At 31.9% G+C, this 19,139-nt stretch carries 18 protein-coding genes; 10 read left to right on the forward strand and 8 right to left on the reverse strand.

From position 1 onward, the window contains the following. Positions 1-102: 102 nt before the first annotated feature. From Q4Q35_RS21595 to murI, 3 genes are all read left to right on the forward strand, one after another. The gene (locus Q4Q35_RS21595; RefSeq protein WP_303280144.1) at positions 103-1,107 is read left to right on the forward strand and encodes an OmpH family outer membrane protein; all 1,005 of its coding nucleotides are present in this window, start codon (positions 103-105) and stop codon (positions 1,105-1,107) included. 40 nt (positions 1,108-1,147) lie between these two features. Beyond that, positions 1,148-1,648, forward strand: coding sequence for an OmpH/Skp family outer membrane protein (locus Q4Q35_RS21600; RefSeq protein WP_303280145.1), 501 nt, complete (start codon positions 1,148-1,150; stop codon positions 1,646-1,648). 66 nt (positions 1,649-1,714) lie between these two features. Beyond that, positions 1,715-2,494, forward strand: a complete 780-nt coding sequence (gene murI, locus Q4Q35_RS21605) for a glutamate racemase (RefSeq protein WP_303280146.1) — start codon at positions 1,715-1,717, stop codon at positions 2,492-2,494. A gap of 11 nt (positions 2,495-2,505) precedes the next feature. Here murI and Q4Q35_RS21610 read toward each other — a convergent pair whose 3' ends face one another. From Q4Q35_RS21610 to Q4Q35_RS21630, 5 genes are read right to left on the reverse strand one after another with little or no spacing between them, the layout of a single operon-like run. Then, entirely contained in the window at positions 2,506-3,021 is a 516-nt protein-coding gene (locus Q4Q35_RS21610; protein WP_303280147.1) for a gamma carbonic anhydrase family protein, read from the reverse strand. Between the two features lie 21 nt (positions 3,022-3,042). After that, complete coding sequence (locus Q4Q35_RS21615; RefSeq protein ID WP_303280148.1) at positions 3,043-3,702, reverse strand: hypothetical protein; 660 nt, start codon at positions 3,700-3,702, stop codon at positions 3,043-3,045. A gap of 25 nt (positions 3,703-3,727) precedes the next feature. After that, a complete protein-coding gene (locus Q4Q35_RS21620; RefSeq protein ID WP_303280149.1) occupies positions 3,728-4,462 on the reverse strand; it encodes a LytR/AlgR family response regulator transcription factor in 735 nt (244 codons plus the stop codon). Continuing rightward, the gene (locus Q4Q35_RS21625; RefSeq protein WP_303280150.1) at positions 4,463-5,341 is read right to left on the reverse strand and encodes a DUF4349 domain-containing protein; all 879 of its coding nucleotides are present in this window, start codon (positions 5,339-5,341) and stop codon (positions 4,463-4,465) included. It lies immediately after the preceding gene. Positions 5,342-5,343: 2 nt separating this feature from the next. After that, positions 5,344-7,518: a histidine kinase gene (locus tag Q4Q35_RS21630; RefSeq protein ID WP_303280151.1), complete on the reverse strand. Its 2,175-nt coding sequence runs from the start codon at positions 7,516-7,518 to the stop codon at positions 5,344-5,346. A gap of 210 nt (positions 7,519-7,728) precedes the next feature. Here Q4Q35_RS21630 and Q4Q35_RS21635 point away from each other — a divergent pair, with 210 nt between their 5' ends. Both Q4Q35_RS21635 and Q4Q35_RS21640 read left to right on the forward strand, forming a co-directional pair. Beyond that, positions 7,729-8,277 carry a rhodanese-like domain-containing protein gene (locus Q4Q35_RS21635; RefSeq protein ID WP_303280152.1) on the forward strand — a complete coding sequence of 183 codons (549 nt, stop codon included), beginning with the start codon at positions 7,729-7,731 and terminating at the stop codon, positions 8,275-8,277. Between the two features lie 11 nt (positions 8,278-8,288). Next, positions 8,289-9,446, forward strand: coding sequence for a vWA domain-containing protein (locus Q4Q35_RS21640; RefSeq protein ID WP_303280153.1), 1,158 nt, complete (start codon positions 8,289-8,291; stop codon positions 9,444-9,446). A 133-nt stretch (positions 9,447-9,579) separates the two neighbouring features. On the opposite strand, the gene Q4Q35_RS21645 is transcribed toward Q4Q35_RS21640, so the two are convergent. Then, positions 9,580-10,584: a PorP/SprF family type IX secretion system membrane protein gene (locus tag Q4Q35_RS21645; RefSeq protein ID WP_303280154.1), complete on the reverse strand. Its 1,005-nt coding sequence runs from the start codon at positions 10,582-10,584 to the stop codon at positions 9,580-9,582. Between the two features lie 156 nt (positions 10,585-10,740). Between Q4Q35_RS21645 and Q4Q35_RS21650 the strand changes: the two genes are divergently transcribed. From Q4Q35_RS21650 to Q4Q35_RS21670, 5 genes are all read left to right on the forward strand, one after another. Next, complete coding sequence (locus Q4Q35_RS21650; RefSeq protein WP_303280155.1) at positions 10,741-11,643, forward strand: NifU family protein; 903 nt, start codon at positions 10,741-10,743, stop codon at positions 11,641-11,643. A gap of 92 nt (positions 11,644-11,735) precedes the next feature. Continuing rightward, on the forward strand, positions 11,736-11,936 hold the full coding sequence (locus tag Q4Q35_RS21655; RefSeq protein WP_303280156.1) for a dodecin family protein: 201 nt from the start codon (positions 11,736-11,738) through the stop codon (positions 11,934-11,936). Between the two features lie 151 nt (positions 11,937-12,087). Further along, positions 12,088-14,124 (forward strand): thioredoxin domain-containing protein, encoded by a 2,037-nt coding sequence (locus Q4Q35_RS21660; protein WP_303280157.1) that lies wholly within the window; start codon positions 12,088-12,090, stop codon positions 14,122-14,124. Then, on the forward strand, positions 14,121-14,474 hold the full coding sequence (locus Q4Q35_RS21665; RefSeq protein WP_303280158.1) for a DUF1304 domain-containing protein: 354 nt from the start codon (positions 14,121-14,123) through the stop codon (positions 14,472-14,474). The genes Q4Q35_RS21660 and Q4Q35_RS21665 overlap by 4 nt, the downstream gene beginning before the upstream one ends. Before the next feature lie 21 nt (positions 14,475-14,495). After that, positions 14,496-15,308, forward strand: coding sequence for a mechanosensitive ion channel family protein (locus tag Q4Q35_RS21670; RefSeq protein ID WP_303280159.1), 813 nt, complete (start codon positions 14,496-14,498; stop codon positions 15,306-15,308). A 389-nt stretch (positions 15,309-15,697) separates the two neighbouring features. Here the strand turns inward: Q4Q35_RS21670 and Q4Q35_RS21675 are convergent, their stop codons facing one another. Together Q4Q35_RS21675 and tsaB are read right to left on the reverse strand one after the other, a co-directional pair. Then, positions 15,698-18,148, reverse strand: coding sequence for a leucine-rich repeat domain-containing protein (locus Q4Q35_RS21675; RefSeq protein ID WP_303280160.1), 2,451 nt, complete (start codon positions 18,146-18,148; stop codon positions 15,698-15,700). 141 nt (positions 18,149-18,289) lie between these two features. Next, a complete protein-coding gene (gene tsaB, locus Q4Q35_RS21680; protein WP_303280161.1) occupies positions 18,290-18,967 on the reverse strand; it encodes a tRNA (adenosine(37)-N6)-threonylcarbamoyltransferase complex dimerization subunit type 1 TsaB in 678 nt (225 codons plus the stop codon). Between the last annotated feature and the right edge of the window lie 172 nt (positions 18,968-19,139).

Consider the following 19,139-nt stretch of genomic DNA (forward strand, 5'->3'; position numbering starts at 1 on the left):
AAAATTCGTTAATTTTGAAGATATAATTCGAAAAAGGCAGAAATAAAAAAATCATTTGTCGTTTTTAGAATTTATAAGTCAATAAATTTATAATATATACAGATGAAAAATAAAGTTCTTTTTTTACTGACATTGGTTTTTATAACAAGCTTATCAATACACGCACAGCGTGGTGTAAGAATTGGTTATATAGATACTGAATATATTTTAGAGAACGTTCCAGAATATCAGGAAGCTACTGCGCAATTAAATCAAAAAGCAGACAAGTGGAAAAATGAAATTAGCTCTAAATTAAGTCTTATCGAACAAAAGCGAAAGGATTTAAGTAACGAAAAAGTGCTTTTAACTAAAGAACTTATTGATGAAAGAGAAGAAGATATTTCTTTTGAAGAAAAAGAAATTCTTGATTATCAGCAAAAACGTTTTGGTCCTAATGGCGATTTGTTTATTCAAAAAAAGCAATTAATGCAGCCTATTCAAGATCAAATTTTTGCATCAGTTCAGGATTTGGCAGCAAGTAGAAAATACGATTTTATACTTGATAAATCATCTGATGCTACGATGTTGTTTTCTGCTAAACAATTTGATTTAAGTGACCAAATAATAAGAAGTATTACAAGATCATCGAAACGTAAACAAGCTCAATCTAAAGCAGAACGAAAAGCGGCCGAAAAAGAAGAATTAGTACCAGAAATTAATTATGAGTTGGAAGCACGTGAAAAGGCATTAGAAGAGAAAAAAGCAGAACGAGAAAGTGCTATCGAAAAACGTAGACAAGAAATTTTAGCAGCACGTGAAGCAAAGAAAAAAGAAGCAGAAGCCAGACGTCAAAAAATATTAGAAGAACGCGAAAAAGCTAAACAAGCTAAGATAGACACCAGAAATAAAACAACAGAAACAGATGCTAAAGAGGAAACATCAAAATCTGGCACAGAAGAAGATAAGGACAAAACAGTTGAAGGAAAAGAAGAAACAAAAACTAAAGCACAGCTAGTTGAAGAAAACAGACAGAGAAAATTAAAAGAAAGAGAAGCTAGAAAAAAAGACTTAGAAGAGAAAAAGAAACAAATTTTAGAAGAACGTCAAAAAGCAAAAGACAGCATTTAAACAAAAAAATAATTTATAACACACACTAATACTATTTAAAATGAAACAATTAAAAACTCTATTATTAGCAACTTTATTATGCATTGGAACTGTAAGTTTTACCCAAGCCCAAAGCAAAGTTGCGCATATAAATGTTCAAGAATTGATAGCGTTGATGCCTGAAGCTAAAGCTGCACAAGCAGAACTTGAAACTTTAAGTAAAACATATCAAACCGATATGCAAGCTATGGCTACAGAGTACCAAAATACGGCTAAGCAATACGAAGCTGAAGTTAGCACAAAAACAGATGAAGAAAACCAAAAAAGAGGCTTAGAGTTACAAGAAAGTCAACAACGTATTCAACAATTTCAAGCTGATGCTCGACAAAATTTAGCAAAAAAGCAAGATGAATTATTTAAACCTATTCAGGAAAAAGCATTTGCAGCGATAAACAAAGTTTCTAAAGCTTTAGGTTACGAATATGTTCTAGATAGAACAACCTTAATTGTAGCTGAAGGTAAGGATATTTTAGCTGAGGTTAAAAAAGAGCTGGGTATTTAATATAGTCCATATAAATAATTTACTAAAAGCTGTCTATTCTAGACAGCTTTTTTATTTTTGTTAATTATGAGCAAACAGCCTATTGGCATTTTTGATTCTGGTGTTGGAGGTACTTCTATATGGAAAGCCGTTCATGCACTATTACCTAATGAAGATACTATATATTTAGCAGATAGTGCTAATGCACCCTATGGACAGAAAGGTAAAGAAGCTATTATTAATTTAAGCATTAAAAATACCGAATACTTAATTAATAAAGGTTGTAAACTTATTGTTATAGCTTGTAATACTGCAACCACGAATGCTATAGACCATTTAAGAAATACTTATAATGTCCCATTTATTGGTATAGAACCAGCCATAAAACCTGCAGCCTTACAAACCCAAACCAATGCTGTCGGTATTTTAGCAACAAAAGGAACTTTAAGTAGCGCATTGTTTTCCAAAACATCTGGAATATTTGCCAGTAATACAAATGTTATAGAGCAAGTTGGCGAAGGTATTGTAGAACTTATAGAAAATGGCAAGTTACTATCTGGTGAGATGAAAACCCTTTTAAAGACTTACCTTAAACCAATGATTGATGCCAATATAGATTATCTTGTTCTGGGCTGTACACATTACCCCTATCTAATCCCTTTATTAGTTGAATTACTCCCTAGCCATGTTAAAATTATTGATTCTGGTGAAGCCGTTGCAAAGCAAACAAAAGCGATTTTGGAAAAAAATAATTTGTTAAATATGGAAAACTTAAATAGCGAAAACCTGTTTTACAGCAATGGAAACCCAAAAACGATGCAGTCCCTTTTAAATTCTAAATATATTGTTGAGTATCTGGACTTTTAACCCGTCGAATATTACTCTTTAAACCAACTTGAATATTCAATATAATTATTAGCAATTCTATCTATTTCGCCAGAAATAAGTGCTTCACTAACATCTTTCACTTTTTTAGCAGGTACTCCGGCATAAATGCTACCGACTTCTACCCGAGTATCTTTTGTAACAACTGCTCCGGCTGCAATAATACAATTACTTTCTATAACACAACCATCCATTATAATGGCTCCCATACCAACTAAAACATTGTCATGAATGGTGCAACCATGTACCAGAGCATTATGCCCAATAGATACGTTATTACCAATTGTGGTGGCAGCAGTTTTATAAGTACCATGTATTACAGCACCATCTTGCACATTTACTTTATTGCCTATTTTAATATAATTTACATCTCCTCTAACCACAGCACTAAACCAAACACTACATTGATTACCCATGGTAACTTCGCCAACAATAGTGGCATTTTCTGCAATAAAGCAATCGTCTGGTATTTGAGGTGATTTTCCTTTTACTGGTTTTATAATTGGCATGATTTCTTAACTATTTTTCTATTAATTATTTGTTATAATATTGCTGTAAATCAACCCTTTCCAAAATATTACTTTGTCCTTATCCAGAGTATTTAAAAATGTAAGATCAAACTCAGCTTTTATTATTCCTTTTTTAAAGTATTGTTTATCGATTTTAATTTCTCCTTTTTTAATTGGAAATTTATGTCTCCCAAGATTCGTAATACTATGAAAATCAATCCATGCAGTGATTGAATCATCCTCAATTATAATATTTAAACTACTGTGAGTTGAAATATGGCACTCAGACTTTCCTATTATTGAATTATCTACATGCTTTTTAAAGTTGATAAAATTTGACCCAAACCATTCATAAACAGAAGTTGTTGATTTAAGTGTATGATATATATGTGTGGTATCTACTATTTTGTAAAATGCTTCTAATGAATCTTTTAATATTTTTCCATCACCTCTCTTCATACCTTCAATTCCAAGACAAATACCGCTATCACAACTTAATTGTCCGAACTCATTCTTAAATATACCCTCTGGATAACTCCACTTATCCTTAAAAGAAAAGTCTTTATTAAGATCATTAACCCATTTTATAGGGACTTTGGTGATATTTTTTTCAACTTTATATTTAATAAACGAAAAACAAATCAGACAAATTATTAATAATAAAATAGTTCGTTTTCTCATTATTACCAACAACTTTTAATGCTTCTTATTTAAAATACGACAACAAATCCGATTTTTTTGAAGCCGACACCATAACTTCCTTTCCATTGCTAAGTACCACACGTCCTCCTTTGCCTTTCACATATTTTACAACTTCGTTTACATTGACTAAATACGATTTGTGCACACGAGCAAAACTAGCATTGTTTAGGGCTTCTTCAAAATACTTGAGTGTTTTACTTACTAACTTCTTTTTATTTGTGTTTAAATAAATTTCTGTATAATTATCGTCTGCTTTACAATATAAAATATCAGACATGTTTATTACCTCAAAACCGTCTAATTGCGGGATAGTTATTTTACCGTCAACACCACTTGTTTTTGGCATAAGCACCTGATCTTGAAGCGCCTCTTCTTTGGTTCTAATTTCAGTAACGTAATCGACTGCTTTTATCAGTTCATCTATAGAAATAGGTTTCATTAAATAATAAGATGCGTGTGCATTTAATGCATCCATAGCATAATGATTATAGGCGGTTACAAATACCGTTTCGAAGTTTATATCGCCTACCTTATCTAACAGATCAAACGCATTACCATAAGGCATTTCTACATCTAAAAACACAATATCTAAATCGTTATTACGAATAAGCACCAAAGCTTCTTCTACATTAGCTGCTTCACCTAAAACCGCTACATTAGGACAGTACTTTTTGAGATAATTTTTTAAAATATCTCTACTGGTTTCTTCGTCTTCGACTATAATTGAGGCTAACTTCATTTAATTATCTAAGTTTTTAATAATACCATTGAATAAATTTAATTTATCAATAATCAACAAAATCAAATAAACAAAACCTGCTATAAAAAACAAGATTAGCATTAATTGTAGATAAGTTGAAACTGTCCAATCTAGGGCAACTTTTATACGATGCATTAAACTTATTTTGTTTTCTGTGCCTTCTATTAATGAGAACTTAATAGTACAAAATTCATTCTCCTCGTCATAATTTCCCAATTGTACACCTAAACCCTGTAACTCTTCTTCAATGCTTAATATCCTGTTCTCTAAATTTATGTATTCTTCTATTTTACCTCCTTTGTCCTTTAATTCAATCAAGGACGTTCTAATCTTTAAGAGCGATTCCTTTTTGGCATTAAGTTGTTTGTATTCGTTCGTTTTATCTTTTTTGGTAATCTCTTTAGACTGGACTTTCCCAATTTTTGAAAGCCTGTTATATAAAGAATCGAATCTCTCGGGTTGTACACCAATTAACAACTGAAGTTTCCTATAACCTTTGTTACCACTATTTTGCTCAAATTGAATAATGGCATCTTGCTTCTTAATTTCCTTATTCAATACTTTTTTTTCTCTTTCAAATTCAGAAGATTTAGTATTTACCGTAGCAATTTTTTCATACTTCTGATCTACATCAACAACTGCTGGAGAGTTGTTTGAACCCGTATTGATCTTATACTTTTTTGAGGCGTAATTAACCCTACTGCTTGTAATTTCTTGAAAAAACAAATCACTTTCTTGAATATTACTATTGGAATATTCTGAATAGCCATATAGTATTCTAAACACAAATAGTATTATGAACAGTAGTACTAAATAGAATACACCTTTTTTAAATTTCTTTTTGAATGTTTGTTTCATTACTAATCTTTTTTAAGTGTTACCACAACTTTCGTTCCCACATCTTCATCATCTTGAAAATCGTCAACAAAGACATCTACTTTATCTTTATACATCTCATTTAAAATGGAAACACGTTTTTTAATATTTCCCATACCTTTTGATTTTTGTTTCTTCTGGTTCATCGTTTTTAAAACTTTCGATTTTTCCCGCCCAATCCCATCATCGGTAATCATAATTTCTATTTCGTCTGATGCCGTTTGAGTAACCTCAATCTCTAAACGACCTTTAGTTTTTTTATAACGCAACCCATGCCATACCGCATTCTCTATATAGGGCTGTAGCAGCATGGGAGGTATAATAAAATCCTGAACATTAATGTTTTCATCAATAGTAATACTATAATCAAATTTATCCTGAAACCTGAAATGTTCTAATTTTGTGTATAATTCTAATAGTTCAATTTCTTTTTCCAGTGAAATAAAATCTTCTTCACTATTCTCTAAAACAGCACGCATTAATAATGAAAAATCGGTGAGGTATTTATTAGCTGTACGCTCGTCATTTGATGCAATAAAACTATTTACAGAGTTTAACGCATTAAATATAAAATGCGGATTCATTTGACTACGCAAACTTTTTAACGCTAATAAATTATTAGCCAATCGCTGTTGCTTAATATATTTAAACATTAAAAAAGCAGTAATCAACAACAATAGAACACCTCCTATAAGCGAATAAATAATTAATTTTTGCCGTTTAGCTTCTTCTGTGGTTAATTGAAATTTACTCTCGGTTAAAGCTCTATCACTTTCCAGACTTAGGATTCTATTTTGTGTACTAACAATATTTTTACTAAACCTTGCAGCCTGTGATAATTCTTGCTCTTTTTTAATATAGAGTTTGTCCATCAGGCCAACATAACTTTGATATGCAATAAGTGCTTTATCAAATTGCCCTGCATCTCTATAGATTTCGGATAATTTTCTGGTTGCATCTTTCTGTACAATAAGATCTTCCTTACTATCTGCTTCTTCAATACTCTTTTTAAGATACGGAATTGCATTTTCATAATCATTTTGAAGCGCAAATGCGTTCCCTATCTTATAATTTTGTTTTTGGGATGTTAAGGGACTTTCGTTATCTAAAATAGAATCATTTTCTATATCGCTTATATCCTCTAATGCTTCTTGTCTTAATGCTATTTCATTTGAGTAATTATTGTTGGCACTTTGAAAATCTGCAACTTTTACTTTTTCTTCAATAGCTCGTTTTTTATTTTGGGTACTAGCAAGTTTCATCGATCTATTAAAATATCCTTCTGCTTTTTGAGATTCTCCTTTTACATTATAAACTTGTGCTATTTTCGAATTTAGATCTGTGATCTTAGGTGTTATTAAATGCTTTTGAGCAACGGTTAATCCTTTTTGATAATTATCAATTGAAAGTTGATAGTTTTGAGTTAAAAGATACACATCACCAATGCCTTCGTATAACTGAACCAATTGCCAATTGGATAGTTCCTTTTTATTAATTTCATTATACGTTTCTATACTTTCCTGATAGTTATTATTTTGTTTATATGCAGTAGCTAACTTTAGTTTAACAGTATTTGTTTTAATATTTTGATCACTAATCCTATAATTAGAAACAGCTAAATCGTATTGTTTCCAAAACATATAAATATCTCCCAAAACCTCGTAAGTATTGGCATTTTCTTTTACAGAACTACTTTCAATAAAAGCTAATTCAATAAATTCAATACTACGTTTTGCATCTTTTTTTAAATATGTTTCAGCAGAATCTATTAGGGATTTAAACTGATTTGGGTTTCGCCTCGAAAACTTTTTCTGTTTATATTCAGTTTCTTCTTCATTAGATTCTACCTTAACAGTAATGCGTTCATTATTTAGAATCGTATAATAGACCGTTTCAAAATCTTTATGCCTTATAACAAGTTCGTCTCCTTTTTTTACTTCAATTCTAAAATCACCTGTAAAATCGGTTGTTGTGTAAGCACCTCCGTTAACTTCAATATTTACATGTGGAATAGGGTCGCGCGTATCACTCTCAATCACAGAACCTCTTACCGTAAATCTCGGTTCGGTATCATCAGACTCATTATATACTTGAGCAAACATACAAGTGGTGCCAAGTACAATCCATAAAAAACATATATGTTTAATAATTATTCGCATGCGCTGTTTAATAATAGATAAACTTACGCACTTTCGTTGGTATAATAAAATGGTGTTTTTATAAATCTGTGTTTTTTCCTTACTAAAAAGATGCTCTGACGTATTCAAAAGTTCCTTTAACTCAATCAAACCTACACTTCACTCATTCTGCTTTTTTTAGGAAATATGTTGACCATACATTTACAGCGTTAACTAGAAAACAATAAGCTCATGAAAACTATATTTTCCATATTTATCCTTTCCGTCCTAGTATTTCCAGGCAATGAAAATAATGCCGTTAAATACCCCAAAGCAAAAGTTAGCTATTCTGCATTTGAAGATTTAGTAAAACAAGTAAAAAAACATAGGCAGAAAAGACTCATTGATTTAAATCAATTTTTAAGCAAAAGTAAATCAGAAGATGTCGTGATATTAGACACACGCTCCAAAGAAATGTTTACCAGAAAGCATATTAAAGGTGCTGTTCATTTAAATTTTTCAGATTTTACTCAAGAAAATCTTAACAAATTAATTCCCAATGCAGACACAACCATCCTTATTTACTGTAACAATAATTTTGAAGGGGACGAAATTAATTTTGCAAGTAAAATAGTGCTTCCCAAAGTAGTTAAGAAAGATATAAAGCCAATTACGTTAGCCCTAAATATACCTACATATATAAACCTTTATGGATACGGTTACAGAAATGTATACGAATTATCGGAACTGATTACTCTTTTTGATGAAAGAGTTGAATACGAAGGAACAACAATAAATTAAAAACCCTTACCATGAAAACACAATTTAAAACATTATTATCCTGTATAGCATTAATAGCTTTTATGGCTTGCAATGCAAACAATAAAAATCAAAACGTAGCATATACATCTATAGAAAAAAAACATCACGATCCTAACAAGCAATTCATTAAAGTGGCTCTTTTATTAGACACCAGCAATAGTATGGATGGGCTTATAGACCAGGCGAAAGCACAACTGTGGGATATAGTAAACGAATTATCTTATGCTAAATGCGGAACCAATAAACCCAATTTACAAATCGCTCTATATGAATACGGCAACGACGGATTAAACGGAAAAGAAGGTTTTATTAGGCAAGTCTTGGCTTTTAGTAATGATTTAGATGATATCTCTAAAGAGTTATTCTCGCTAACAACCAATGGTGGTAGTGAATATTGCGGACAAGTTATACAGACCTCCTTAAATCAATTAGATTGGGGTAAAAACCCCGACGATTTAAAACTTATCTTCATTGCCGGTAATGAGCCATTTACTCAAGGAAAAGTAAATTATAAAGATGCATCTGTAAATGCAAAAGAAAAAGATATAACCATAAATACTATTTTTTGTGGTGATTATAATCAAGGCATTTCTTCTTTCTGGAAAGATGGTGCCCAATTAACAAATGGTGATTATATGGCTATAAACCAAAACAAAAAAACAATACACATTGCTTCTCCTTATGATGATGCCATTTTAATACTAAACCAAAAACTAAACAGAACCTATGTTACTTACGGTCAAATAGGGAGACAAAAAAAGGAACTTCAAGCCGAACAAGATTCTAAAGCGGGGACTTATAGCAAAGCAAATGCCGTAAGCAGAACGATAAGCAAGAGTTCTCATTTATATAAAAATAAATCGTGGGATTTAGTAGATGCCGTAGAAGACGAAGAAGTCGTTATTGAAGATCTTAAAGACGACGCGTTACCTCAAGAACTAAAAGGAAAAAGCAAAGCTGAAATTAAAACCTACGTAGCTGAGAAAAGTAAAGAACGTACCGCCATCCAAAAACAGATTCAAGAGCTTAACGCTAAGCGTAAATCGTACATTGCAGATAAGAAAAAAGAAGCCGATAACGGCTTAGAAAATGCCATGACTAAAGCCATAAAAGAACAAGCAAAAAGAAAGAAGTATAGTTGGAACTAAAAAAGAAGTGGCTATCTGAAAACATTTAAAAATTAGAGTTTGTCTCATCAAGCGTAGTCGAAATGTTAATTAAAAAGTTCTCGGCTGCGCTCGAACAGATAACCAAACGTTTTTAAGAAAATAGCCTCTTTTTTTAATTAACCGCAGGACAGTTACACTCAAAACGTTTTCGTCTACAACTAAAGTTATATCCTAATGTAAACTGATGGAAACCACCATTTGTAAATACTACTGAGTTTGTTTGATATGTATAGGTATATGCAAACATAAACTGATTATAATTAACACCTAAAATAGGTGTTAATTGTTCTAACCTTTGACTGCTTACGCTTCCAGAACTTGTTAAGAATTCAGCCCCATCCAAGCTCGTTCTATATGATACCCCTCCCCATAATTTACCAAAATTCATTTGCTTATAAACTTTTGCATTTATATCAATTGAAGACTCTTTTGTCCCATCTTTATATTGAAACAGTACTGAAGGCTCATAACTCCATTCACTTCCAAATTTGCTATAAACATACCCAGCAGAAAGCAAATAACGTCTCAGGTTACTAGTAATCTCAATATCATTATTTACACCCGAATTTTTCAATATATTCTTCACTGTACCGTGTGCATAAAAATCCAGATAATGATAAGAAAATCCGAAATCTATATTAAAATTAGATTCATTTTGTACAATCCCATCAATAATAGGATCTGGGCCATCAAACAAAAAAGTGGTTTCATCTAGTTTATATTGAATAAACCCAGCACTCAACCCAAAAGAAAGCATGTTTAAATCTATTTCATTTCTGGAGAACATTAAATGGTGAGCATAAGTTACATAAGCACCAGTTTGTGAGTGATAGCCATTTTTATCGGTATATAATATCCCTCCAATTGCAGATTGCGAATCTCCCAATCTTCCATTTAAACTTAATGTTAAAAGTTTTGGAGCATCATCTTGTCCAAACCATTGTTGTCTTCCTGTCAATCTAATTTTAGCACAATTAGCTACACCAGCCATAGACGGGTGAATTAAATAGTAATTATCTGTAAGGTAATCGGTATATATTGGCAAGCCCTCTTGTGAAGTTGCTATATGGGTAAATAACATCCCTATAGTTACCATTAAAATATTTTTCAATTTCATCCCAAGTAGGTTTGATTTAGTATTAATGTTTTAATTATTACTAGCTTAAAGATAAAGCTAAAAACTTTACCTTTTATCTTAAACTATAAGGCACAGAACTCAAATATATAGATAACTACGTTTTCTTTTAGTATTTTTGTAAAAAAATTAGCTAAAATGAGCAATTTCAAGGTTTCTGTGCAAGAAACATCCAACAATACCATCGTTAAATTTGAATTAAATCAATTTATAACAAAGCATCAAAGTTTTGAATTTAATAATATAGATGAGGCTAAAGCGTCCCCCTTAGCGCAACAATTATTTTATTTACCATTTGTAAAAAAGGTTTATATTTCTGGGAATTTTGTTGCTGTAGAACGCTATGATATTGTTAAATGGGACGATGTCCAAGATGAAGTTGCCCAGCAAATTGAAGCTTATTTAAATGATGGTGGTTTAGCAATAGAAGATACCGCAGTTACAAAAAAAATACCCGTAACGGTTTATGCTGAAAGTACACCAAACCCAGCAGCCATGAAGTTTGTTACTAATAAAAAAATAGTAACATCTCTTTTCGAATTTACATCCATTGATGAGGCAAAGTTATCACCGTTAGCGACAGAATTATTTCATTTTCCTTTTGTAAAAAGTGTCTTTATAGATGAAAATTATGTGTCGATTACTAAATACGACATTGCTGAATGGCAAGATATTACGATACAGATTCGTGAGTTTATAAAAAACTATATAGAAAATGGTAAAGAGGTCGTATTACCGAATGCTGCTGAAACCTTACAAAAAACCACAACGCAAATAGATGATCACTTTGAATCGTTGGACGATACATCAAAAGAAATAATAAATATTCTTGAAGAGTATGTAAAACCTGCTGTAGCAAGCGATGGAGGTAATATTCAATTTATATCCTACGATAAAAACACCAAAAACGTAAGTGTCATGCTCCAAGGGGCATGTAGTGGTTGCCCGTCTTCTACTTATACTTTAAAAAGTGGAATAGAAAATATGCTAAAAGAAATGCTTCCCGGTAAAATTGAAATGGTTGAGGCTATAAATGGTTAATAATATACAAGTGACTTTTTATAATTTATGTGTCTTAAACTATGTAAACAAAAGTATAGTTATTCGTAAATTTTAAAAATTAAATTTGTATTATGGCAATATTAAAAGTAATCGAGGTTCTTTCTAATTCAGAAAAAAGTTGGGAAGACGCCACTAAAAAAGCAGTAAAACACGCTTCAAAAAGCGTTAAAAACATACGTTCTGTATACGTTCAAGACCAAAGTGCTAGCGTCACCGATGGTGAGGTTACAGAATTTAGAGTAAATCTTAAAATCACATTTGAAGTAAACTAGATTTATATTTGTTTTAAAACATAAGCGTTCTCAAATGAACGCTTTTTTTGTGCGTAAATTTCGCTAACTTTGATACATGAAGCATTTACGACCACTCCTATTCATTTTTATTATTTTAATAATAAGCTGTAAAGGTCAGAACACGAAACCTATGGAACATAAATATACCAACGACCTCATACATGAAACAAGCCCATACTTATTACAACATGCTCATAATCCTGTAAATTGGTACGCCTGGAATAAAAATACGTTGGCTAAAGCTAAAGCTGAAAACAAACTATTATTAATTAGTGTAGGGTATTCTGCTTGCCACTGGTGCCATGTTATGGAGCATGAAAGTTTTGAGGATAGTTTGGTAGCTCAGGTAATGAATAAAAATTTTATTAATATAAAAGTTGATAGAGAAGAACGCCCAGATGTCGATCAGGTATATATGAATGCAGTTCAGCTTATGACAGGAAGAGGCGGTTGGCCTTTAAATGCTATTGCATTACCAGATGGAAGACCTATTTGGGGAGAAACTTATGTTCCTAAAAAACAATGGATAAGTGCTTTAGAGCAGCTCTCGAAATTATATATTGAAAAACCTGAAAAACTTTATGAATATGCAGATAAATTAGAGCAAGGTTTAAAGACTTTAGACATTGTAACTTTAAACACAGACGCTCCTGTTTTTGAAACCGATTATATAAATAATGCTATTAAAACATGGTCTGCTCAATTTGATAATAACCTGGGTGGCATGAACAGGGCTCCAAAATTTATGATGCCTAATAACTATCATTTTTTATTAAGATATGCCTATCAAACAAATGATAACAAACTACAGGATTATGTAAATTTAACACTCAAAAAAATGGCTTATGGTGGTGTTTTTGATCAAATTGGTGGTGGTTTTTCAAGATATTCGGTAGACACAAAGTGGCATGTCCCTCACTTTGAAAAAATGCTTTATGACAACGGACAACTGGTAAGTCTGTATTCTGATGCTTATCTCATTACTAAAAATGACTTGTATAAAGATATTGTAACCGAAACTCTTGAGTATATAAAACGTGAAATGACCACTAAAAATGGCGCATTTTATTCATCACTTGATGCAGATAGTAATACCCCTGAAGGCGAGTTAGAAGAAGGGGCTTTTTATGTTTGGCAAAAAGACGCCTTAAAGACGATTTTACAAAATGATTACGAGTTGTTTTCCGACTATTATAATATTAATAGTTATGGTTTTTGGGAACATGATAATTATGTTTTAATTAGGAAAGATGACGATGAAAAAATAATCAAAAAACATAATATAACCGAAACTCTTTTAGCCGAAAAGAAAAAGCAATGGAAACAAGCTTTAATGACCATCCGCGATAAACGTTCGAAACCACGTTTAGATGATAAAACACTCACCTCTTGGAATGCAATTATGCTTAAAGGTTATATTGATGCCTATAGAGTTTTTGATGATCCTTCTTATTTAGCTTCTGCTGAAAAAAATGCTGATTTTATAATTAACAACCAATTACGTGAAGATGGTGGTTTGAACCATACCTACAAAAACGGAAAAAGTAATATTAATGGGTATTTAGAAGATTATGCAACAACTATTGATGCTTTTTTAACCCTCTATGAAAACACCCTAAACGAAACATGGTTAACAACCGCTAGAGATTTAGCTAATTATACTTTCGATCACTTTTTTGATGATGCCAGTAAAATGTTTTATTTCACCTCTAATGAAGATGAATCTTTAGTATCAAGAAGTATTGAGTACAGAGACAATGTCATTCCTGCAAGTAATTCTATTATGGCAAAAAACCTATTCAAATTATCTCATTATTTCGATAATGCGCATTATAGCAAAACAGCTATAAGTATGCTAAATAATGTAAAACCAGAAATGCAAGAATATCCATCGGGTTATTCAAACTGGTTTGATTTAATGCTAAATTATACGAATCCGTACTATGAAGTTGCCATTGTTGGAGAAAATGCAAAACATAAAATTACCGAATTAAACAAAACATATATTCCTAATAAGCTTATTGCGGGTAGCACTTCAGAAAATAATTTGCCTTTATTGGAAAGCAGATATAACCCTAACAATACACTTATTTACGTATGTGTAAATAAAGCATGTAAACTTCCTGTATCTGAAGTTGACAAGGCTATAAAACTATTAAAAAAATGACTTTTTTAACAACAGTATTAATTGGAATAGTTGCCTTTGAGCATCTATATTTTCTTGTTCTAGAAATGTTTTTATGGACCAAACCAAAAGGCATAAAAGCCTTTGGGTTAAAATCTAAAGAATTTGCTGAAGACACTAAAGTTCTGGCTGCCAATCAAGGGCTTTATAATGGTTTTTTAGCAGCAGGTCTAATCTTTTCCATCATTAAAAATGATATAACGTTTGCTATTTTTTTTCTTATTTGTGTGACTATTGCAGGGCTTTATGGGTCTTACTCCACAAAGAAAATAAAACTATTTTATATACAAGCTGTTCCGGCAATTGTAGCTTTAATAGTAAGTTTAATTTAAAATTATAAATATTTAAAAATTATGGATTTAGAAAGATGGCTTGACATTGCTCAAGGTTTTATTATGGAATATGGCATAAAAGTAATTGGTGCTATAGTCATTTGGATTATTGGTTCTTGGGTTATTAAAAAATTAAACAAGGGTATGTCCAAATTAATGTCAAAAAGAAGCTATGATGAGAGTCTTCAAAAATTCTTATTAAATTTAATAGGTTGGGCTTTAAAAATTATATTATTTATAGCTATTCTTTCTCAATTAGGTGTTGAAACCACATCGTTTGCTGCCATTTTAGCGGCTGCTGGTTTAGCTATTGGTATGGCACTACAGGGATCTTTAGGAAACTTTGCTGGTGGGGTTTTAATCATGATTTTTAAGCCTTTTAAAATTGGTGATTTAATTGAAGCTCAAGGTGAATTAGGAGTCGTGAAAGAAATTGAAATTTTTACAACCAAATTAACAGGCTTATCTAATAGAGAAATTATAATTCCAAACGGGTCTTTGTCTAACGGAAATATTATTAATTATACCACAGAAGGCACACGTCGTGTCGATTTGACCTTTGGTGTTGGTTATGATTCTGATATTAAGAAAACCAAAGAAGTTTTAATGAATGTATTAACATCGCATCCAAAAGTTTTAAAAGAACCTGCCCCAACAGTAAATGTATCTGAATTGGCTGATAGTTCTATAAATTTTGCTGTAAGACCATGGAGTACTGCTGATGATTATTGGGATGTTTATTTTGGAATTACCGAAAATGTAAAAGAAGCATTAGATGCTGCTGGTATTGAAATTCCTTATCCACATGCTGTTGAAATACAGAAAGATGCTTAAGGTTATAAGTAAATAATAATTTTATCAAATTGCTTGTTAAACATCCTCTAATAATACATTTTGCAATTGGCACCATTGAATGTAAAGAGAAACTTTTAAACAAGCTATAGTTAAAATTTGTTTCGTAATATTTAAGTGACTGTCTAAAAAGTGTCATTCTGGATGAAATGAAGAACCTCTTAGAATTTTAAAGTTTTGATTTTTTAATAAGGTTCTTCGTTTTGCTCTGAATGACAAAGTTTCTCACTTTTTAGACAGCTTTTTTTACACTCAAGACTTCCATAAACAGGTATTATTTATCCATGTACCGTAAACCTACTGGATCATCTTAACCACCACAAGTTGAAACTTGCGGTAGCTATACTATGGAACAGCAGAGGTTCTCCCAGTTACATTCTCAAAAGTTTTGAAACACTAGAACTTCCATCCCTAAATGTTGTTTTTATGAAATAGAGTTTATCTTGCGATATATTAAAAAGCTCATCTATATAAGGGCTTAGAGAGAGGTTTCCAGTTGTATTATGAAATGGAAATGTTAATAGGCTTTGTCCTGTAATATTAAAAATGGTAATGGTACCGTCTATATTTTGACGATTAAAAAACCTCATATAAACCTTGCCATTTCTGGCAGGATTAGGATATAAAACTACTTCCTGATTTAAAGCTTCGTTATCAGACACATCGGTGCCTAGTGTTTCAGAAAATATATAGTTCACCGTTCTATCGGTTTGTTGCTGCATATTAGTTTTTTCAACAGCTATATAATCTATTGAAGTGGTAAATGGCGTATCTCGAATGGATGGCTCAACAAGCGCAATATTGTCTTCGAGATCTACATTTAATAAGACATCATTTGAATAGAGCCAAAGTATATCCTCATTCCTTTCATAATCATTAGTTAAATAATCATTAAGATTCAAATTTGGATAAGATGCTACATCACTGGTAATAATTTGATCTGGTATTTCCGAAATTATCGGAGGTTTACTAGGTGTTATAGTAGAACATATAAATCGTACAGGATGTTCTGTAGTTAAGCCTTCACGGTCTTTTACCTGCAAGGTATAATTAACGATGGTATCCTTATTAGCTAAAATTAAAGTTTGCATGGAATGACCTACCCAACCCGAAGAATCAAATATATCTACATATACTTTACTATTTATTACACCGTTCCCATTCCATTCCTTTATAGTATATTCGAGTTCTGCAGCACTATTGAGGTCATCTTTAATGTAATAATCTATCAGAGTATATGCTTCCCACATATAAAAAGCATCACAGCCTGAGGTTTGTGGTTCGCAAGAAAGAGGAAGAAGCCCTTCGGGAATAACTGGGTAAATAGTTTCTGGAAGTGTTACTAAAGGTGCGGTATTTTCTGTAGGTAATATGGTAATAGGAATTTCTTTTTTAGTGACTGCATTTTGCTCATCAGTCGCCGTTACCAAAAGTGAATTCGTACCTGTCCAATCGGCCTCTTTAGGTATAATATTACCAGACGAAAAGTCCAGATTCTCCGTTTCATTGGTGTAAGTAATTTTAATAAGCTCCGAATATGAATAATCGTCGCTAGTATTGATAACAAGTTCGGGGTTTTCACCTTTCCTAAATGTAATAGCATCGGTTATAATCTTTGGGGGTTTATTGGATAAAATAAAACGAATAGGCTCACTAATAATTTCATAACCAGGCATTGCTGGGTTTGTTATTTTACAATAATAAAACCCTCCATTTTCTAAATCATTTTTCTTAGCTAGAGGATACCCCATACCAGACTGTTTCTCATTAATTACTTTATCATTAAACGTAGCATATGAAATCCATTCCACTACATTAGATGGTACAGGTTGATAACCTTCCACAAAAATATCTGTGGTTTCTTCCATAGTATTAGGAACTATAAATTGTGTTGCATCTCCAAATCGATCTTGAGGCATAAACGTAACCTGAGCATCTATTGCATTTTGTAATGCTTCGTAATCGGGCAACAAATCTTGCAATAGAAATTTATTGTGACTAACATTTAAAACCTCAACAAAATCTTCATCTGTATTCTCTCCCAGTATTCTTCCCGACAGGTTATTATGGTCGACGTACAAAGACAACGGTAAAGCGTACAAGGTATTACTTTCGTCTCTATCCCAAAGAGTCTCGGGAATCTCTCCAGACATCTCATTATAGCTTGCTCTAATTTCCCTTAAAGATTGGATTTCTGAGATTGAAAGTGGAAAAGATTCCAACTCGTTATTAGATACATTCAGGTTAACCAGTTTTTCTAATTTTGAAAGGGTATCAGGTAAGGTTTTCAGTTTGTTATATTGTGAGTATAGGCTAGCTAAATTATCCAGATCTCCTAATGTAGATGGTAAGGAAGAAAGTCTGTTGTAGCTAATGTTTAGAGTACTCAAGTTTTGTAAATCCCCAATGCTATCAGGTAAAACCGAAATATAGTTAAGATACAATATTAAATTTTGAAGACTTGTTAACTCACCAATTTTTGGGGAGATGGTTTCTAACAAAACATTTTGAATAATAAGGGAGGTTAAACCCTGTAAATCTTTCAAATATTCTATTCCATCAGGCAAATGACTAGCTTTTATGCCAAGGGTATTACCATTAATCTCAATTTGGCTGATTCTTCCAGAAGCGTTAACTGTTATTCCAGTGTATGAACTTACAGGTTTACTAACGTCCCAAAAGATAGGCCATCCATCATCTACCAAAGCATTGTGAAAATTAACAACAGCAGAGGAATCTTGAGATATCACCTGATTTTGGCTGTGTATAAAGGGTACTTGGGATATAATAACAATAAATAGAAGTAGGTTACGCTTATTCATAGTAGGGTTTTTTCAAAATTTCAAACATCTGTTTTTATAAAAACAGGCAATAAAATTAATTATAAATTGTAATTTTTTCTGTTAAAAAACAATAATTAACATTTAATAGTAAAGGGGAGAAATCAGACTAGTGCTTTTAAGTTATTTAGCTTTAGGCTTTAAAGCCACAAAATCTTTTAAATAATAAGGTTCAAAATAAGCGACATCTTCTATGTCGTTTATTTTATATTTGTTATAAGCCAAATGACTCATCTCGTTTGCCGATGGCAATTTACCATCAACAAAAACAGCATTTGAATGTTTAATTAATGTTTTTGCCTTTTCAACACCATTTCCAATAAAGTATACATTCCCCTTTTCTAAATAACTTTCAAAGGAATTTTCATCTAAAATTTGCGCTTCAGTTTCTCGTATTTGATTATAATCTGCATTAAAAATAGCAGAATACACTTCCATTCTTCTAGCGTCTAACATAGGAATAATAACGCCACTATCACAAGTTACCTGATGTGCTAAAGCTTCTAGTGTAGAAACAGAGATTAAAGGCTTATCTGTAGCAAAACAAAGCCCTTTTGCCGCCGAAACTCCAATTCGCAAACCAGTATAAGAGCCAGGGCCTTTACTTACCGCAATAGCTTCTAAATCTTCTGATGCTATGTTGGCTTCTTTTAAAACTTCGTCAATATAAAGATGAAGTCTTTCGGCATGCGAATAGTTTTTATCGTAATCTTCTTTTAAAACAATGGTTTCTCCATCTTTTGAAAGTGATACCGAACAGTTAGTTGTTGCTGTTTCTATATTTAGAATGTATGTGTTCATGTTACTTTTTTAATCAAAAAATACTTAAATGTCAGTTCGAGACATCCAATAAAAATTTTATTCAATGTTTAAAATGACGCGTGTCTGGTCGAGCGCAGTCGAGACCTATACAAATTTGGGACTATCAATAACCTCTCGACTGCGCTCGAGGAGACATTTCCAATTGTATTTT

It is taken from the genome of Flavivirga aquimarina, from assembly GCF_030540835.1.
GTDB classification, from domain to species: Bacteria; Bacteroidota; Bacteroidia; order Flavobacteriales; family Flavobacteriaceae; genus Flavivirga; species Flavivirga aquimarina.

What these genes read in the sequence shown, in the direction of transcription:
- Q4Q35_RS21625 (WP_303280150.1), bottom strand. Translation starts at nt 5,341, where the DNA reads ATGAAACAAACATTCAAAAAGAAATTTAAAAAAGGTGTATTCTATTTA.
- Q4Q35_RS21615 (WP_303280148.1), bottom strand. Translation starts at nt 3,702, where the DNA reads ATGAGAAAACGAACTATTTTATTATTAATAATTTGTCTGATTTGTTTT.
- Q4Q35_RS21640 (WP_303280153.1), top strand. Translation starts at nt 8,289, where the DNA reads ATGAAAACACAATTTAAAACATTATTATCCTGTATAGCATTAATAGCT.
- Q4Q35_RS21675 (WP_303280160.1), bottom strand. Translation starts at nt 18,148, where the DNA reads ATGAATAAGCGTAACCTACTTCTATTTATTGTTATTATATCCCAAGTA.
- Q4Q35_RS21670 (WP_303280159.1), top strand. Translation starts at nt 14,496, where the DNA reads ATGGATTTAGAAAGATGGCTTGACATTGCTCAAGGTTTTATTATGGAA.
- Q4Q35_RS21630 (WP_303280151.1), bottom strand. Translation starts at nt 7,518, where the DNA reads ATGCGAATAATTATTAAACATATATGTTTTTTATGGATTGTACTTGGC.
- Q4Q35_RS21635 (WP_303280152.1), top strand. Translation starts at nt 7,729, where the DNA reads ATGAAAACTATATTTTCCATATTTATCCTTTCCGTCCTAGTATTTCCA.
- Q4Q35_RS21620 (WP_303280149.1), bottom strand. Translation starts at nt 4,462, where the DNA reads ATGAAGTTAGCCTCAATTATAGTCGAAGACGAAGAAACCAGTAGAGAT.
- Q4Q35_RS21650 (WP_303280155.1), top strand. Translation starts at nt 10,741, where the DNA reads ATGAGCAATTTCAAGGTTTCTGTGCAAGAAACATCCAACAATACCATC.
- Q4Q35_RS21600 (WP_303280145.1), top strand. Translation starts at nt 1,148, where the DNA reads ATGAAACAATTAAAAACTCTATTATTAGCAACTTTATTATGCATTGGA.
- Q4Q35_RS21595 (WP_303280144.1), top strand. Translation starts at nt 103, where the DNA reads ATGAAAAATAAAGTTCTTTTTTTACTGACATTGGTTTTTATAACAAGC.
- Q4Q35_RS21655 (WP_303280156.1), top strand. Translation starts at nt 11,736, where the DNA reads ATGGCAATATTAAAAGTAATCGAGGTTCTTTCTAATTCAGAAAAAAGT.
- murI (WP_303280146.1), top strand. Translation starts at nt 1,715, where the DNA reads ATGAGCAAACAGCCTATTGGCATTTTTGATTCTGGTGTTGGAGGTACT.
- Q4Q35_RS21610 (WP_303280147.1), bottom strand. Translation starts at nt 3,021, where the DNA reads ATGCCAATTATAAAACCAGTAAAAGGAAAATCACCTCAAATACCAGAC.
- Q4Q35_RS21660 (WP_303280157.1), top strand. Translation starts at nt 12,088, where the DNA reads ATGGAACATAAATATACCAACGACCTCATACATGAAACAAGCCCATAC.
- tsaB (WP_303280161.1), bottom strand. Translation starts at nt 18,967, where the DNA reads ATGAACACATACATTCTAAATATAGAAACAGCAACAACTAACTGTTCG.
- Q4Q35_RS21645 (WP_303280154.1), bottom strand. Translation starts at nt 10,584, where the DNA reads ATGAAATTGAAAAATATTTTAATGGTAACTATAGGGATGTTATTTACC.
- Q4Q35_RS21665 (WP_303280158.1), top strand. Translation starts at nt 14,121, where the DNA reads ATGACTTTTTTAACAACAGTATTAATTGGAATAGTTGCCTTTGAGCAT.